Raw genomic sequence first — 16,236 nt, 5'->3', positions numbered from 1 at the left:
ATGTATTTTCCTTGACACCCGCTCTAAAATACTATGGGTGCGCGTTTTACATCTTGTTCAACACCATTAAAAAGCTGATAAATTTTACCTGCACGGTAATCGACCGCCAATTGTTCTTTCCTATCGTCTTGTGAAACGCGGGAATAAATCGGAAATGGACAGTTCTTTTTAACCCTAGATAACTGTTTGCGGCCATCGCCTCCAAAACCGAGCAACCGAATATATGGCTCACTATTATATGCTTGAACTTCTTGCTCAGAAATGTTGAGCAGTATTGCAACTGCTAGACGTGCGAGATGAGTATAGGTAAAACGTTTTGTTTTCACTTTTTTGACCCACATATCAAAGTTGATATCTAACGGCAGCCGCTGAGTCTGTTCTTGAATCCGATATTCTATCCCCTCACTCATTCCATAGATCTGACCTAGATCGGCCAAATTGCTGCTGACCACCTTATACCGCAAAAGCGGCCAAAAATCATCCCATGAAACGAACGGACCTTCAACTAGATCGTTTAGCGAAACTTGCGGTAAATAAGGTGCAAGTTTTTTCTGCGCTTTTTTCGACAGCGAAAAGTTTTTACGGATAGCTGAAGCACTTGCGATCTGTGCACCCTTATGCAACGATTGGTCATGATAACTTGTTTCTACTCGCTGCACTGGAAAGAGGTCCAAAGGCTCACCTAAACGATAATTAGCTTTAGCATAGGCCAGACCCAACAAATCATTCGGCTGATCTACAGCATGTCCTAGCTCTTTTTTAATGGCGGTTTGAAATGAACGAGCATAGGATTCGTCATACTTATGAAATTCACCATGGACTCCAGCAACCTTACGAGCAAAAAACATAAAATCATATGAACTATGTTCTGCTCCAAAGACTAGTTTATCAGCTCCCAAGGCCGACAACAATGAAACTGCTCCAAAAGCAAAACGATCTGCCGGCTGTACACACGCCAATACCGGTAATTCGACCACTAGGTCTGCGCCGTTTTGCAGAGCTTCCTGTGTCCTAGTCCATTTATCCAAGCAAGCTGGTTCCCCTCTTTGCAAAAAATTGCCGCTCATAGCCACGATAATGATATCGTCAGGAAAAGCCTGCTTGATTTGCTGTAGTTGATACAAATGTCCATTATGAAATGGGTTGTATTCGGCGACCACCCCAACAACTCCAGCCATGCCATCTCTCCTTTTACTTGTCACAACAAAAGAACCATCTCGTAGAATCGTTTTTAACTGAAGACCGACCAAAATCTGCCTTAACCTCGACTTTTTTAAATCCGACTTCTTTTAACAAATCAATATAATTCGCTAAAGGATATGTTCTTTCGTAATGATGTTCAGTCAAACGTTGGTAATTTTTCGTAGCTTGATCTTTAATAAAAAAGGTCAATTCATGTTCTATCCCATATGAAACATCAGTCGGATATGAATGCCACAAGAATGCCTCATTTTGGTCCTGATAATTATACATATAGTCGGGAAAAACTTTTTCCATCTGATAAACACTATGCACGTCAAATAAAAATTTACCATGTTCTTTTAAATGAGCGTATACTTCACGGAATACCTTGCCTAATTCAGCAAAGTTCGCCAAGTAACACAAAGAATCCAGTGTACTGACCACTACAGCATACTGGCCAAGCCCGTTTAAATCTGTCATATCAGCCTGATAAACCGGGAAAAAGACATTTGCCCGACTCATTCTTTCACTAGCCAAACTCAACATTTCATCAGATAGATCTAGGCCTTCCATTTGAAAACCGGCTTTTTTTAATTGCATGGTCAAGGCCCCAGCACCACATCCTAGGTCTAAAACCATTCCAGAATTGGGACTGACCCGTTGCTTAAAATATTCCAGCCAAGACTCATAGATTTCTGGATCCATCAGTTGATCATATAACTGAGCAAAAGTTGTATAGTTCATTATGCCTTGACCCAATCAGAAACATCGACTTCTTTGGCATCAGACCATAATTTTTCCAAATTATAAAACTCACGCGTTTCTTTTTGGAAAACGTGCACAACAATATCTCCGAGGTCTAATAAGACCCAGGTGGAGCCGTTTTTGCCTTCGATGTCTAAAACATCATAGCCGGCTTTTTCGACTTCCTCTTCAATATTTTCCGCGATAGCCTTAACCTGACGTTGTGAACTAGCATCCATGATCACAAAGTAATCTGCCAACAAACTAACACCATCTACATCCAGTGCTGTGACATTTTCGGCCCGCTTATTATCAGCTGCTTCTACAACTACCTTCAATAATTCTTTACTGTCCATTAATAGTCTCCTTTAAATCTTTTCTTGATCTGTCTATTATACTTTCTAATGACCTGCGACCCAAGCATTATATGTCTGGATAGCTGCTGGATAGATCGTCTTATTTGAACTCATTAAATATTGCAAAGTATGCTTAGTTTCAAAGATAACCGCAGCTTGTAAATCAGCATAAGCCAAACTTCTCGCAATCTGAGCATCTGGAAAATCACGCCCATCTTCAACAAAATCCGCTACATAGATCAGCTGGTCAAGTTTTGTCATTTTAGGTGCACCGACCGTATGGCGGGAAATAGCATTTAAAATTTCAGGATCAGTGATCCCTAATTCATGCGAAACAATTTGTGCTCCAACAACACCATGCCAAATAAAATTACCCCAGTTCAATAGGTCTGGATCCATCGAATACTTCTTGATCGTTTCCTTAAATTCACTGTCACTGCGTTCCTTAGAATAATCATGTGTCAAGGCAGCGATACTAGCTTTTTCTGTGGAAACATCATTTAATTTAGCCAACTTAATTGCGGCCTGTTCGACACGTAAAACGTGTTGAAACCGATGTTCACTCAAACTCTGCTTAACAGCTGCGACCAGTTCTGCCCGCGTTCCAGAAAAAAACTCTCCAGAATACTCAATTTTATTCACGATATAAGCCCTCTTTTTTTATATACTCCGCCACAATATCTGGTACCAAATATTTGATCGAACAACCTTGTTTGATTTTACTTCTGATCAAAGTTGAACTAATATCGATCGTCGGAACATCGACCCACAAGATCGGATATTGACTATGTGTCTTGGCACCAGTTCGTTTCACGCCCACAAACTTCACCATTTTAACCAACTGCTCGATTTTATTCCACTTAGGCAAGTATTCGACCATATCACCGCCAACAATGAAATAATAGTCTGCTTCTGGATGTCGTGCTTGTAGTTCTTTGATCGTGTCATAGGTATAACTAACACCCCCACGGTCAACTTCAAGTGTATTCAGTTCAAAGTTTTCATTGTCAGCGACCCCCAAGCGAACCATAGTCACGCGATCTTTAGCAGAAATAGCCTCTTTCTTATCAACATGCGGAGGCAAATTATCAGGTAAAAATACTATCTTATCTAACCCCAACTGACTTAAAACTTGTTCCGCTACGACCAAATGACCATTATGCAATGGATTGAAAGTTCCACCCATCAACCCGATCCGTTTTCTTTGAGCGCCAAACATAACTTCTGGCATAATTTTGACCCTAGGGATCTCAACTGTACTCATTTCCAACCTACTGACCTCCAAAACTAAATAGCTTCAACCTCAGTCGAAATAACCCGATTCTCTTTATCGGATGCCTTCTTGTACAAAACCAGGACATGCCCAATTTTTTGTACGACTTGAATTGAACTATTATTTTCAACAAATTCGATCACTTCATCTTCATCAACAAGTGAATTTTGTAAAATAGAAACCTTTAGTAGTTCACGCTTTTCTATAGCGGCTTTAACGTTTATCAACCAATTCTCACTTAACCCATCTTTTCCGATCTGAAAAAGTGGCCGTAGATCATGCGCCTGACTTCTTAAAAAGCGTTTTTGTTTTCCTCGTAATGTCATTAACTCTCTCCTTGATCATTAAATACTACTCAACTATAAATTTAGTTAATTACCTCTTGCTTTATTTAAATCATTGCTTTTCTGCGTAAAACTCCTACACCTTTAGGTGCATAGCCAGCAACGATCGAACCACTTTTGACTGTTACCCAGCCCAAACCTTCAAAAACAATATCACTTTTCTCGCGAACTTTAAATTCAAAACGTTCCATCGGCGGAAAATCAGATAATTCACCAGTTGTCGGCGGTTGTAACAATTCTCCTTGATGTCGTACAAAAAATGCATCAGCTTTTTCCAACTTAGTGCGATGGACCTGCAGGTTATTTTCCATATAAACAACAACACCATTACGCGTTGACGGACCTGTGATCAGGTCAAAACGCGCCAACCCGCCAAAAAACAATGTCTGTCCACCAGCCAACTGGTAAACCTTAGGTCTGATCTCTTTTTGCGGCGTTGCCAAGCGAAGTTCTTTAGCTGACAAATAATGGGCCATTTGATCTTTATGAATGATCCCCGGTGTGTCAACTATCATTCTACCATCGTCCAAAGGGATCTCGATCTTGTCTAAAGTCGTCCCAGGGAAACTCGAGGTCGTGATCAGATCCTGCATTCCTGTACTTCGTTTGATGATCTGATTGATTAATGTCGATTTACCGACATTAGTTACTCCAACCACATAAACATCGCGACCCTCACGATACTTTTCAATTGCCTTTAATAATTCTTCTAAAGCATGTTGCTTAGTTGCACTGGTCATGATCACATCGACCGGATGGATACCTTCTGCATTAGCACGTTGACGGACCCAATCTTTTAACTTCGACCGTTTTAACGAGCGTGGCAGCAGATCTTCCTTATTAGCCACCATCAATACTGGATTATTACCGACAAAGCGGTGAATGCCCGGGATCAAAGAACCGTTAAAATCAAAAACATCAATAACATTGACGATCAAAGCATCCGCACTGCCAATTTGATTTAATAAAGCCAAAAAATCATCATCAGTCAAAGAAACATCACTGACTTCATTATAGTGACGCAAGCGGAAACAACGCTGACAATATAACTCATCATTTTCTAGGCCTTTTTTTATTGCGGAAACAGGTGTATAACCCGGTTGTTTCGGGTCATCTGATTGGATCTTTGCTCCACAGCCAATACAATAAAGCTCTTCGTTATTCTCATCCATTCAGTGAATGCCCCCATGTTCTTTTTAAATATCCTTTTTTCAATAATTGTTTCTTGACAGACTTTTCAACGGCTCGATTAAACTTAGTATTCCAGGCATCTGTGTTCACCAACGGTTTAACCAAAATACTCTTGATCCGGGCATTATTAGCAGCAGCAACATCTGTCAGCAACTGATCTCCTACTAAAACGATCTGCGAAGAATTGACCCGGTATTCTTTCTTTGCAATATTGATACCGCGGTTCAGTGGTTTTAAAGCTCGCGAAATAAAAGGCAACTGTAATTCTTTCAATGCACGAGCTGCTCTTTTGGCGCTATTGTTGGTCACCACTACCACAGGGATCTGTGCCTCATCCATAAGTGCTAGCCATTCGCGCAGCTGAGGTGTCCCATTTGGATTGTTCCAAGCAATCAAAGTATTGTCAAGATCAGTTAAAATCAACTGAATATCATGTTCACGAATTTCTTTTGGAGTTAGATCATAAATCGATTCCAACATCCATGTCGGTCTAAAATCTACAAGCATATACTATAACTCTCCCATTTTCTCAATAACTTAATTATAGATTATTTTTGCAATTTTTAGCAAAAATTAGGCAACAAAAAATCCAGTTAATGTAAAAATAACTATACACATTATTAAGCGGATCTTGCCCACATAATATGTGTACACGCCTAATATGTAAAAAAAGCTGAAGCAAAACCAATGTTTTGTCTCAGCCCACGTTATCTAAAAGATTATTTTGCCAAAGCTTTTTTAGCTTGGTCAACCACTACAGAAAATGCTTCAGGGTCGTTGATTGCTATATCAGCAAGCATCTTACGGTTTACATCAATTTCAGCAACCTTCAAACCATGCATCAATTTACTGTAACTAATATCATTTGTACGAGCTGCTGCATTGATACGAGCGATCCATAATTTACGGAAATTAGATTTGTTCTTCCGACGATCACGGAAAGCATATTGTTGACCTTTCATAACTTGTTGCTTAGCTACCTTAAACTGTGTATGTTTTGAACCACGGTAACCTTTAGCTAATTTTAACATTTTTTTACGACGCTGACGCGTAACTGTGCCGCCTTTAACACGTGACATGTGAATTCCTCCTTATTAATCATCCAAGTTTAAGCTTGGATCATCCCTCTTTAAAGAGGGCAAATAAAACTTGTTAGCAAAGGCAATATACCTTGCTTGTAGATTTCAACTGACAAATGATTATTTCATTTGTGATAGCATTTGCTTGATACGGCTCATATCTGTGGAATCTACCATACCTGCCTTAGCTAATTGACGGCGTTGCTTCTTAGTCTTGCCGTGAAAACGGTGTGATGTATAAGCATGTGAACGCTTCAAACCACCATTCGCTGTTTTCTTAAAGCGCTTTGCAGATGCGCGATGTGTTTTTTGTTTTGGCATAATACATTTTCCTCCTAAATTACCAGCCTATTTTTCGGCTAATGGTGCAAGCATTAAGAACATACTGCGACCATCCATTTTTGGTTTTGATTGAACAGAAGCAATGTCTTCTGTTTCTTTTGCAAAATTATTCAAGACTTCACGGCCAATATCTTTATGCGTGATCGCACGTCCTCTAAAACGAATAGATACTTTGACCTTATCGCCCTTACCCAAGAACTTACGTGCATTTTTGACCTTAGTATTAAAGTCATTCGTATCGATCGTAGGACTTAAACGAACTTCTTTAATATTAATGACTTTTTGCTTCTTACGAGCCTCACGCTGTTTCTTTTGTAATTCAAAACGATATTTACCATAATCCATAATTTTGGCAACTGGTGGTTTAGCCTTTGGTGCTACAAGTACCAAATCTAACTCGGCCTGTTCGGCCAAAACCAAAGCATCCTTTTTAGACTTGACCCCAAGTTGAGCCCCATCTTTACCGATCAAGCGAACTTCGCGTGCGCGGATACCATCGTTAACTATCTTGTCTACTGCTATGATATTTCACCTCCAAAAAATTTCAGAAGAGTAAGCAGAAAAAAAGTGAGTGTTTTTCAACACCCACTACTCCTCACGTTACAGTGAGGTTATTTCGTAATTCTGCCCGAGGATCCTGATCCCCTAGGCGAGAAGCGGGTGCTTCTGCTTTTTTCTCAACTACAATATGATACCAATTCTATTGTAGTTTGTCAATTAGTTTTTGCGACTATATGTTTCAATATCATGGTTCAATAAAGTTACAAAATCGTCAAAAGGCATAGTTTCAGTATCTTTTTGACCATACTTTCTGACTGTGACTGTTTGATCAGCAACTTCATGATCACCAAGGACTAAGGTATATGGGATCTTGTTGACCTGAGCTTGACGGATCTTATACCCCATCTTTTCATTACGATCATCGATATCGATCCTAATATGGTGTGCAAGCAAACGGCTCTGCAATTGTTTTGCATATTCCATATGCAATTCATTTTTAACAGGGATCATTTCAACTTGTTTTGGAGCCAACCATGTTGGGAAAGCACCCTTATACATTTCGATCAAGTATGCAGTAAATCTTTCCATAGTAGAGATAACACCACGGTGGATCATAACTGGTCGATGATCTTCGCCATCAGCACCAACATACTTCAAGTCAAAACGTTCTGGTAACAAGAAGTCTAATTGGATCGTTGATAGTGTTTCTTCTCCACCCAGAGCAGTCTTAGTTTGAACATCAAGCTTTGGACCGTAGAAAGCAGCTTCCCCTTCAGCTTCGTAATAGTCTAAGCCCATGTCGTCCATCGCTGCTTTCAGCATCTTTTGTGATTTATTCCACATTTCATCATCGTCAAAATATTTTTCAGTATTTTCTGGATCACGATAACTCAGGCGGAAACGATAATCATGAATATCAAAATCACTGTATACATCGATCATCAAATCAAGAATCTTCTTGAACTCATCTTCGATCTGATCAGGTGCAACGAACGTGTGCCCATCATTCAAAGTCATTTCACGTACACGTTGCAGACCTGTCAAAGCACCAGATTTTTCATAACGATGCATCATACCTAATTCTGCTAAGCGCAATGGTAACTCACGATATGAACGTTTATGGTGGTTATAAACCTGGACATGAGAAGGACAGTTCATTGGACGTAGTTCCAAGAATTCACCATCACCCATATCCATTGGCGGGAACATATCTTCACGATAATGATCCCAATGTCCAGACTGCTTATAAAGATCAACATTTGCCAAAACAGGAGTATACACATGCTCGTAGCCTGCAGCTAATTCCTTGTCAATGATATAACGTTCCAATGTCCGTCTGATCGTGGCGCCATTTGGCATCCAATAAGGCAACCCAGCACCAACTTTAGGGTCAACAAAGAAAATATCAAGCTGATTACCGATCACACGGTGGTCACGTTCATGAGCTTCTTGCCTTCTAGCAAGCTCAGCATCAAGGTCTTTTTGCTTATAAAAAGCTGTCCCGTAGATCCGTTGCAGCATTGGATTACTTGAAGCGCCCTTCCAATAAGCACCAGCCACTGATAAAAGCTTAAAGATCTTGACCTTGCCAGTTGATGACAAAACAGGTGCAAAAGCTAAGGAAACAAAGTCGCCCAAACGATAAACTGCTACTTGACCATCCTGAGCTAATTCAGCAACTAGTTGCTTTTGATATGGATCGTCACCTGCATTTTTCAGAGCTTCTTGCTGACTGATCGAAGTTAACTCGATCGAATCATTAGCAAGAACGATTTGATTCATGGCAGCAGTCAGGTCGTCAAAATCTGTTTCTGCAACTTGTGTTTGTCCTGGCTTTTCAGTATCCAGATAAAAGCCATGTTCATCAACATGTGCTTCACCGAAGTTCATCTCAGGATACTTGTCTACCAAAACTTTATTCAAGATCAATGCAGCTGTTTGCCATAAAACATTGATCCCTTCAGCAGAATCTTTAGTAGCGATCTCGATCACTCCGTCTTGGTTTAATTCTTGGCGAAGATCAACAGCAACATCGTTAAATTTACCGGCAACAGCTTTTTTACCTAAACTAATGCTGATCGAATCAGCAACATCTTTAACAGTTACTCCGCTGTCAAATTGTTTAACACTGCCATCTGGAAAAGTAAGATTGATTTGTGACATAAATTTTCCTCCTAAATTTTGTATAAAAAAAGCCCTGTCGTTTAATAACGACAGGGACGTTTTTAACGTGGTTCCACCCATATTCGAACTCACGCGCAGACATGAGTTCCTTATTCAAGGTCGTTAACGGAAACCATCCGGCCTAACTTTTAATTAAGCTTTTCATGAAAGTGGTAAACCGTTAATGTGAGAAGTTTTCAGTCACGACTTCTCTCCCTGAAAATTGGGTCCATGTCTTTCACACAATTTAATTATATTAAAACACTAAAATACTAAACTAACAAGAGCATTTTAAAATTTTTTTCAATTTCTCCGATTTCGTCCAACAACATGATAGTCATCGGCCAAAAAACGGAGCCGTTCCATAATACGTTTAGCCTTCAACGGTTCAGCTTCTCCTCTGCTGTTAACAGTCAAGTATTCCTCTTCTAGTTGCTGTAACGAGAGATTTGAACTGAAAAATGTAGGCAATTCTTCTTGCATCCGATATTGTAAGATCACACCCAAAACATCATCACGGAACCAACTGCTCATCTGATCTGCTCCGATGTCATCTAACATCAAGAGTGGTGCTTTTTTCACAGAATCGATCAATTCTCCGGTTGAATTACTGCTGATCGAACTTTTCATTTTCACCGCAAAGGATGGAAAATGAACAAGTGTCGTACTATATCCCTTTTCAGCCAGTGCATTGGCTAAAGCCCCTAGCAGATATGTTTTACCTACTCCAAAGCTTCCTTCTAAATACATGCCCTTATGAAACTCATGCGGTGACTTTTGAAATTCTTGAAAAAAACGTAAAGCCGCATCTAAGATCTCTTCTCTGCCATCAGGAGTGTACTCGGATAACTCAGCATTTCGAATCGATTTTGGCAAACTAATGACCTTGACCCGCTGCTTGATCTCTTTTTGTTTTTGTTTAGCAACAAATTCTTTAGTAGGAGTATATGTGACCTCGATATGGTGATTACTCAAGGTCAAGTATGGATAATATCCAGGCATAAAAGTTTTTTCCCCAGCCGCTAACTGGCTTTTAAAGTTAACAAACTCATATAACTTGCTGGCACTTCTAATAATGTCATCTTTAGTTAATTCACCTTGGTGCTGCTTCAAAAATTCCACCACATCAGGATCTCTTTCAGCTGCGGTGATCAACTTCTGATAACGAGGTCCCCATTTATTATCTTTTAACTGTTCTGCAAGGATCTGGCTAAGACTTTCCATCACCTCACCCCCATTTCTACTGAACTTTAATTAATTGTCATTCTTGATCTCTGCCAAACGTCGCTTGATCTGTGCTTGGAGATCAGCCTTTTTGCTGCTTTGATCTTTAGTTGTTTCGGGTTGTTTATAGTCATTTTGAGCCCACTCAGGTAACTGCTCTTTTTGAACAACTGCACGACCTTGACGATAATTTTTCTTCTTATTACCGTATTTCTGGTGCTTTTTTGCGCCTTCCTGTACGACTTTTCGGACCTCAGACATGGCCTGTTCAGCAGTTTTAACACCATTTTTCGACCAAGTAGCAGCTGTTGTTTCAAAATAATTTTGATTCATGCTAGCATTTCCGCGGTCGCTTAAAATATAATGGATCAACACGTTGATCACCTCATTAGGCAATATTTGCTGTTGAACTAAATTTGAAACCATATATTTTTCAGAACTAGTTAATAAGGCACCCGTTTCATCTTTGATAGCTTGTAAAAACTCCATTGGAGCCAAAGACCTGCAAAATTCTAGCAGTTGCGCATCAGCAGGGTCTGAGCTAGTACTTGTATTTTCAGCTTGGGGACTAAAAGCAGCCCCTTTAGCAGAACTTGTTGTTTTCATTTGATAATCAAAAGAATTATGTGCCAACATTTTAAAATATTTGACGTTGAGCTTATTGCTGCTAATGTCAATTGCTTCTTCTAACAAACGAACCAACTGCATCTCATCTAAACCATACAAAAGATGGATCGTCTGGACTGCATCCATGTTCTTAAAGACCTCTTCTTCAGGCACAAACGACCTTTCCAATAATTGTCTGAAAAATTTTACATCTAAATCAGTTTCATTTTGGTCGATCAATTGCTGCTGCTTTTTTTCAAGCGGCTGAACTTGTTTAGAAGCGGCGCTTTTCATTAAAGCACTTTGGCGGATCGGAAAGACATCTAAAAATGACTTAGTAACTTCCGTGCTGCCTTCTATATTAAATTTAGGTGGACAATACTTTTCCTGTAATTTTCGAAAAGCTCCTTGACCAATAGTTTCCAACAATAACGTACTGAGTAAGTCATCGTTGAAAAAGTTCTCACCCACTAAAGGTCGCTGAATAAAATATAAGGATAATTTACCTAATCGATCATTTTTTTCAAAAGTTCGTAATAGACCTAATGCCTCTAATTTTTCCCGCACCTCCAAAAAATCTCTCATTCCTAAAGATAAACCTACCAAAAGTTCTTTATTCATTGACCTTTTGACTAGGTCCGGACGCGGCTTGCCATATCGACTTAAAAGCACATAGAGTCCATAAGCGTTAGAACCCATGATCGGAACATACAGGTCTAAAAGTCCATGTAATTCTTTATCACTAGGACCACTTTCTTGAACCACAACAAAACCATCTTTTGGGGAAACATTCTTCAAATTTTCAGTAACCATATCTTCCCCTCTTACTTAATTATTACTCTTTATGGTCGTCGTCATCTAAAGCGTGCTCGTCATCTTGACTTCGACCCATCAATTCATTTAATTCATTAACAAAAGCACCCATATCTTTAAATTCACGATAGACACTTGCAAAACGGATATAGGCAACATCATCAACATCTACTAATTCATCCATCACATACTTACCGATCAATTGAGTCGAAACCTCTGTTCCACCCAAAGCGCGGACCTTACTTTCAACATCATCAACGATGCTGGTGATCTTGTCCATTCCGACTGGTCTTTTTTCAGCAGCTCGCATGATACCTCGTAAGATCTTATCACGATCGAACTCTTCCCTGTTTCCATTTTTCTTGATCACCAAAAGCGGGGTAACTTCAATTCGCTCGAAAGTTGTAAAACGATACCCGCAATTTTCACATTCTCTGCGCCGTCTAATAGCATGCCCATTATCTGCCGGCCGACTATCGACAACACGTGAACTGTTATGATGACAATGTGGACACATCATAATTTCCACCTCAATTAAATTCAAATTATCCGTTCTGAGACTACTTTAATTAGCTTATCACTCAAAATGATTTTATCATAAAAGGCGCAGCAAACAAACTTTTCACGTTAAGCAGCTATTATTTAATAAACTCTTGTTGCCCCGAAGAACATCACAGTTTATCACAATCCAAAAATAATTGCTCAAACCATTAACTGGCAACCGAGATCAGCTTTTGACAGTGCGGGCAAAAATGTGTGCCGCGTTGTCCAACCACGATCTTTTCGATCGGCGTCTGACACCTCGCACAAGGTTCGCCTTTTTTACCATAAACATTTAACTGATTTTGGAATGAACCAATTTCAGCATTAGCCCCAGCAAAGGTAAAGACTGTTGTTCCATGAGCTTTGATCGCACGATTCAATTCCAGGATGATATTATCATGCAATTTTTGTGTTTGTTCATGAGTAATTTCAAAGCATTTTGTTTCAGGATGGATCTTAGTCATCCATAAGACCTCATCGACATAAATATTTCCTAATCCAGCAACGATCGTCTGATCAAGTAACGCGGTTTTAATAACTTTCTTTTTCTTTTGAAGTTCTTGATAAAACTCATCGACTAAAAACGTCTCTGGAGTGGGTTCTGGTCCCAATTTTTTTAACGCAGCCAGATCATCTTCTGTACCGGTCTTGACCAAGTGCATGCGGCCGAATTTACGCACATCATTGTATCTTAACTGGGTCCCATCATCTAAATCAAACACAACATGCGTATGCTTATCAAGTGGCATTTCACTACTTTTAACTGAATATTTACCTTCCATCCGCAAATGAGAAACCATCGTCAGTTCTCCGGAAAAGCGAAAAAGCAGGTACTTCCCCCGACGATCGATTTTTTCAAATTTCTTGCCGGTCAACTCTTTGATAAATTCTTGCGGGTCTCCTTGAATGATCTTAGGATAAAGCAACTCAATGCCAGTGATCTGTTTATCGGTGACAAGTTCACTTAACCCCCGTCTAACTGTTTCAACTTCTGGTAACTCAGGCATTTTTCCACCAACTACTCTCTTTTTAATTATCACAAGGAGAAATAAACTCCTTATTTATATACTATCATTTTAAAAGCCGTGAGACCGGGCAAAATTTGTTCGGTCTCACGGTCAACACAGCTGAACTAATAAACAAAAAATTTGTCAGCTGGTAAATATCTTTTTTATTTTGCACTAAACCATGTTTTGCCATGGGCACATTCCACTTTGAGTGGAACATTTAAATCAACAGCTGAATCCATAACACTTTTGACCAGTTCCTCGAAATCGGTCAATTCTTCGTCTGGGACTTCAAAAATCAACTCATCATGGACTTGCAGTAACATTTTAGCCTGCATCTTCTTTTCAGCTAACTTTTTATCCATGTTGATCATCGCGACTTTGATGATATCCGCAGCACTGCCTTGGATCGGACTATTCATCGCCGTCCGTTCAGCAAAGGAACGAATATTATAATTTTTATTTTTGATGTCTGGCAAATAACGACGTCGATGGAAAATCGTCTCTACGTAACCTTCTTCACGCGCGTGCTCAACGATTTCATCCATGTATTTTTTGACCCCAGGAAACTTTTCAAAATAAGTGTCAATAAATTGTTTGGCCTGTTTACGTGTGATCCCGATGTTTTGCGACAAACCATAGTCACTGATCCCATATACTATGCCGAAATTGACGGCTTTAGCCTGGCGACGAATATTTGGGGTAACTTCGTCTTCGCTGTCAAGACCAAAGATCTGCATGGCGGTATTAGCGTGAATATCGCGATCTTCTTTAAAGGCTTCTTGCATATGCTCATCACCAGCAATATGTGCTAAAACACGAAGCTCGATCTGCGAGTAATCAGCAGAAAAAATCTGCCAACCCGCACGACTCGGTAAAAAAGCCTGTCTGATCTTACGTCCTTCTTCCAAACGGACTGGAATATTTTGCAAATTAGGGTCAACTGAAGACAAACGTCCGGTTGCTGTCAAAGTCTGCGTATAGCGAGTATGAACTTTTTGATCTTCCTTGAAAACGACCTTTAGCAAACCTTCGATATACGTTGATTGCAATTTAGAAATCTGCCGATATGTCAAAATATTATCAACGATCGGTGACATTCCACGCAATTTTTCTAACACACTGACTGCAGTAGAATAACCAGTTTTAGTTTTTTTGATCACTGGCAATTCTAATTTTTCAAATAGTATGTGCCCCAATTGCTTTGGTGAATTAATATTAAATTCTTCACCAGCTTCATTATAGATATCCTGTTTTAATTCAGACAAACGTTCTTTAAATTCACTTTTCATTTGCTCCAAGCGTTCAGTATCTACAGAAATACCAGCAATTTCCATTTTTGCCAAAACTTGTGCCAACGGTAATTCCATTTCATCATATAGATTTTGTTGCTGGTTATTCTTCAATTCAGTGAAAAGTGGTTCTTTTAAAGTTGCTATCGCAAAGACCTTATGACTCAAATGAGCAAATAATTGTTCATCTTCAGCTGGAATCTCCCGTTTAGCACCCTTACCATAAAATTGTTCATCGGTTTTGACTTGATCAAATCCGTGAAGACTAGCCAATTCACCAAGATCATCACTATTTTCAGTGTTATTCAATAAATAAGACACTAACAGCAAATCAAAATCGACATTGGTCATTGTAATTCCCAGACGATTCAAACCAACAAAAGTTCTCTTACAATCAAAAACATCAAGCTTAATAGCCGGATCGGTCAATATTTGCTTCAGTGGCGCTTGTTTTAATAATTCAACATCTCTAGCACCATAATATTGATCCGCGATCTTGAAAACAAAGCCAACAAAGGGAGCATTATGATAATTTTTGCCGTCCATTTCCAAATAAAAGACAACTGGTTCTTTAATTTTTGCAGGGACTTTATCCAAGTTTTTCTGAGTTAACATTGTCACTGCAAGTTTATCGAATGCCTTTTGTTCATCCGGATCCTCGCCAGTCAAGTCCTTTAAAAAGCTCTTAAAATCAAGTTCTTCATACAAGGAGTGCAAGTCTGTTTCATTCATTTCTTGTCGCTTTGTATCAATTAATTTGATCGTCAAAGGCGCATCTGTTTTGATCGTGGCTAAGTCTTTACATAGCAGTGCAGTTTCTTTGTCCTCGATCAGATGTTCCTTCATTTTAGACTGCTTCATTTCGTCAATATGTTCGTAGATACCTTCAACGCTAGTATATTGCTTCAATAGTTTAATAGCCGTTTTTTCACCGACTTTAGTCACACCTGGATAATTATCCGAATTATCTCCAGCTAAGCCTTTCATATCGATAATTTGCTTAGGTTCTAAACCATATTTTTCCTTAACATGATCAGGAGTATATTCTTCGACCTCGCTAAAGCCTTTTTGTGTCACAGCGACAGTCGTTTTATCAGTCGTCAATTGAGTCAAGTCACGGTCCCCAGTGACAACGACGACACGATACCCCTCTGCTTGTCCTTGGCGGGATAAAGTCCCGATAATATCATCAGCTTCGTAATCAGCCAATTCATAATCTTTGATTCCATATGCTGCCAACATTTTCTTCAAATACGGAAATTGTTCACTGAGTTCTCCAGGTGTTTTAGCTCGACCTGCTTTATAATCAGAATATTTTTTTGTTCTGAAAGTTGTTTTGCCAGCATCGAAAGCCACCAAAACGTTAGTAGGAGAATACTTTTTCAAAATATTATCAAGGATCTTTTTAAAAACATAAATAGCATTAGTATGTAGACCATCGTGGTTTGTAAAGCTGCCGACATTTTGTAAAGCAAAAAAAGCACGAAAAGCCACGCTATTACCATCAACTAATAAAAGTGTATCTTCTTGTTTGGTCATTATTATTCTCCTCTAATTTAATATTACTGATACTATT

At 39.3% G+C, this 16,236-nt stretch carries 17 protein-coding genes and 1 other annotated feature; all 17 genes read right to left on the bottom strand.

The annotated features are described in order from the left end of the window. Positions 1 to 23: 23 nt before the first annotated feature. Positions 24 to 1,178: a nucleotidyltransferase gene (locus tag BQ5903_RS05015; RefSeq protein WP_079579004.1), complete on the bottom strand. Its 1,155-nt coding sequence runs from the start codon at positions 1,176 to 1,178 to the stop codon at positions 24 to 26. 13 nt (positions 1,179 to 1,191) lie between these two features. Continuing rightward, complete coding sequence (locus BQ5903_RS05010) at positions 1,192 to 1,926, bottom strand: class I SAM-dependent DNA methyltransferase (protein WP_010496327.1); 735 nt, start codon at positions 1,924 to 1,926, stop codon at positions 1,192 to 1,194. Then, on the bottom strand, positions 1,926 to 2,282 hold the full coding sequence (gene rsfS, locus BQ5903_RS05005) for a ribosome silencing factor (RefSeq protein WP_010496328.1): 357 nt from the start codon (positions 2,280 to 2,282) through the stop codon (positions 1,926 to 1,928). Before rsfS ends, BQ5903_RS05010 begins: the two co-directional genes overlap by 1 nt. A 45-nt stretch (positions 2,283 to 2,327) precedes the next feature. Then, positions 2,328 to 2,924 (bottom strand): bis(5'-nucleosyl)-tetraphosphatase (symmetrical) YqeK, encoded by a 597-nt coding sequence (gene yqeK, locus BQ5903_RS05000; RefSeq protein ID WP_010496329.1) that lies wholly within the window; start codon positions 2,922 to 2,924, stop codon positions 2,328 to 2,330. Beyond that, on the bottom strand, positions 2,917 to 3,546 hold the full coding sequence (locus BQ5903_RS04995) for a nicotinate-nucleotide adenylyltransferase (protein ID WP_056988062.1): 630 nt from the start codon (positions 3,544 to 3,546) through the stop codon (positions 2,917 to 2,919). The genes yqeK and BQ5903_RS04995 overlap by 8 nt, the downstream gene beginning before the upstream one ends. Before the next feature lie 23 nt (positions 3,547 to 3,569). Beyond that, positions 3,570 to 3,881, bottom strand: coding sequence for a ribosome assembly RNA-binding protein YhbY (gene yhbY / locus BQ5903_RS04990; RefSeq protein WP_010496340.1), 312 nt, complete (start codon positions 3,879 to 3,881; stop codon positions 3,570 to 3,572). A gap of 65 nt (positions 3,882 to 3,946) precedes the next feature. Continuing rightward, positions 3,947 to 5,071 carry a ribosome biogenesis GTPase YqeH gene (yqeH, locus tag BQ5903_RS04985; protein WP_010496342.1) on the bottom strand — a complete coding sequence of 375 codons (1,125 nt, stop codon included), beginning with the start codon at positions 5,069 to 5,071 and terminating at the stop codon, positions 3,947 to 3,949. After that, the gene (locus tag BQ5903_RS04980) at positions 5,064 to 5,597 is read right to left on the bottom strand and encodes a YqeG family HAD IIIA-type phosphatase (RefSeq protein ID WP_010496344.1); all 534 of its coding nucleotides are present in this window, start codon (positions 5,595 to 5,597) and stop codon (positions 5,064 to 5,066) included. The genes yqeH and BQ5903_RS04980 overlap by 8 nt, the downstream gene beginning before the upstream one ends. 212 nt (positions 5,598 to 5,809) lie before the next feature. Then, on the bottom strand, positions 5,810 to 6,169 hold the full coding sequence (rplT, locus tag BQ5903_RS04975) for a 50S ribosomal protein L20 (protein ID WP_010496346.1): 360 nt from the start codon (positions 6,167 to 6,169) through the stop codon (positions 5,810 to 5,812). A gap of 120 nt (positions 6,170 to 6,289) precedes the next feature. Continuing rightward, positions 6,290 to 6,490 (bottom strand): 50S ribosomal protein L35, encoded by a 201-nt coding sequence (gene rpmI, locus BQ5903_RS04970; RefSeq protein WP_010496348.1) that lies wholly within the window; start codon positions 6,488 to 6,490, stop codon positions 6,290 to 6,292. 27 nt (positions 6,491 to 6,517) lie between these two features. Next, entirely contained in the window at positions 6,518 to 7,018 is a 501-nt protein-coding gene (infC, locus tag BQ5903_RS04965; protein ID WP_029605206.1) for a translation initiation factor IF-3, read from the bottom strand. A 46-nt stretch (positions 7,019 to 7,064) separates the two neighbouring features. After that, positions 7,065 to 7,189, bottom strand: a sequence feature (ribosomal protein L20 leader region). 39 nt (positions 7,190 to 7,228) lie between these two features. Then, a complete protein-coding gene (thrS, locus tag BQ5903_RS04960) occupies positions 7,229 to 9,175 on the bottom strand; it encodes a threonine--tRNA ligase (protein ID WP_010496352.1) in 1,947 nt (648 codons plus the stop codon). Between the two features lie 303 nt (positions 9,176 to 9,478). After that, positions 9,479 to 10,399 carry a primosomal protein DnaI gene (gene dnaI, locus BQ5903_RS04955; RefSeq protein WP_010496353.1) on the bottom strand — a complete coding sequence of 307 codons (921 nt, stop codon included), beginning with the start codon at positions 10,397 to 10,399 and terminating at the stop codon, positions 9,479 to 9,481. Between the two features lie 30 nt (positions 10,400 to 10,429). Continuing rightward, a complete protein-coding gene (locus tag BQ5903_RS04950) occupies positions 10,430 to 11,818 on the bottom strand; it encodes a replication initiation and membrane attachment family protein (protein WP_010496355.1) in 1,389 nt (462 codons plus the stop codon). Positions 11,819 to 11,840: 22 nt separating this feature from the next. After that, positions 11,841 to 12,338: a transcriptional regulator NrdR gene (nrdR, locus tag BQ5903_RS04945; protein WP_029605208.1), complete on the bottom strand. Its 498-nt coding sequence runs from the start codon at positions 12,336 to 12,338 to the stop codon at positions 11,841 to 11,843. 190 nt (positions 12,339 to 12,528) lie between these two features. Next, entirely contained in the window at positions 12,529 to 13,368 is an 840-nt protein-coding gene (mutM, locus tag BQ5903_RS04940; protein ID WP_079579656.1) for a DNA-formamidopyrimidine glycosylase, read from the bottom strand. A 164-nt stretch (positions 13,369 to 13,532) separates the two neighbouring features. After that, entirely contained in the window at positions 13,533 to 16,199 is a 2,667-nt protein-coding gene (gene polA / locus BQ5903_RS04935; RefSeq protein ID WP_079579002.1) for a DNA polymerase I, read from the bottom strand. Positions 16,200 to 16,236 lie beyond the last annotated feature (37 nt).

The sequence above is a fragment of the Ligilactobacillus acidipiscis genome (assembly GCF_900116935.1).
In the GTDB taxonomy this organism is placed as follows: Bacteria; Bacillota; Bacilli; order Lactobacillales; family Lactobacillaceae; genus Ligilactobacillus; species Ligilactobacillus acidipiscis.
This window is presented reverse-complemented; position numbering and strand designations above follow the sequence as displayed.